This window comes from Streptomyces sp. NPDC050528, assembly GCF_044457795.1.
Lineage (GTDB): Bacteria > Actinomycetota > Actinomycetes > Streptomycetales > Streptomycetaceae > Streptomyces.
Genome location: NZ_JBITHH010000041.1, coordinates 1 through 1,270 on the forward strand (window position 1 = coordinate 1; position 1,270 = coordinate 1,270).

Genomic DNA, 1,270 nt, shown 5'->3' on the forward strand with positions numbered 1-1,270 from the left:
GGTGATTACGCGGATGCGGTCACCGATCTCCAGCCAACGCTCATGCGCCTGCTGGGGGGATTCCGCGGTGAAGACGACGGCCGCGATCCGGCAGCTGTAGTCCACTTCCTCCGTCGGGACGGGGCTGCCGGGCTGGACCAGGACGTGGCCGGCGGTCACCCACGGCTCGGCGGTGAGGTCATCCCAGCCCTCCAGCCGCAGATACGACCCCGCCCCACCCGCCGTCAGGAAACGGATCCCCGCCGCCTTCGCCACCAACTCCCCATAAACCGCCGCGTCCTGAGGATCCACACCCGTCAGACCCGCCAAAACCCTCCCCGGCAGGCTGAGGCCGGTGACCGTCTCCATCAGCTCGGTGATCTTCCCGCCGGGCAGCCGCGCCGCCACCTCGATCAGCACCGGCCCGCCTTCACTGAGGCGCAGTTCGCAGTGGAAGGGACCCGTCGTGATCCCCACCGCGCGCACGACGTCGGCGGCATACGAGGCCAGTTCCTGACGGACCTCCTCCTCCAGCGGCGCGGGCGTGAGATGCCCCAGCTCCAAAAACCGGGGCTCGGGACCCAGCAGTTTCCGGGTCACCGCGACCACCCGCACCTCACCGCCGTCGGCATAACCGTCCGCGCTGTACTCCGTCCCCGCGACGTACTCCTCGACCATCACCTCGGTCGTCAGCGGCCGGTCGAACTCACGCCCCTCCTCCGCGTGGATCGCCGCCACCGCCCCGCGGGCCTCCTGCAGGGAGTCCACCCGCGAGACATGCACACTCCCGCCGGAATCCACCGGCTTGACCACCGCGGGGAAACCCACGTCCGCGCATGCCGTATCCAGCTCCGCCAGCTCGCGCACCACCGTGAACTTCGGCACCCTCAGACCCGCTCCGGCCACCGCCTCCAGCATCCGCGCCTTGTGCCGCACCTGGTCCACCGCCGCACCCACCAGACCCGGCAGCCCCAGCCGCTGCGACAACCGCGCCGCCGCCGGCACATAATATTCGCCGCCCGCGACCACGGCATGAATAGCATTCCGCTGATGGGACGCGACGACCGCGGCCTCCAGAACATCACCGGAATTCGTATCCGCCACAATCAACTCCGACGCCGCCGACCGCACCGAATCAGCGACCCACCGCCCGTCCCCCTCAAACGACGCCACCACAACATCCCACCCCAGAGAACGGGCATGCGTGACATACGCAATCGCGGAAAAAGCAGGCTGCACCACCAACACACGAAAAGGCACAGAGATCCCTCGAATTCTAACTCTGAACTCG

At 68.3% G+C, this 1,270-nt stretch carries 1 protein-coding gene; it reads right to left on the reverse strand.

What is annotated here, in order from left to right; all coding sequences use genetic code 11:
• A partial coding sequence (locus tag ACIBK4_RS50485; protein WP_399006975.1) for an ATP-grasp domain-containing protein occupies window positions 1–1,221 on the reverse strand: 1,221 nt, incomplete at its 3' end.
• Window positions 1,222–1,270: the final 49 nt, after the last annotated feature.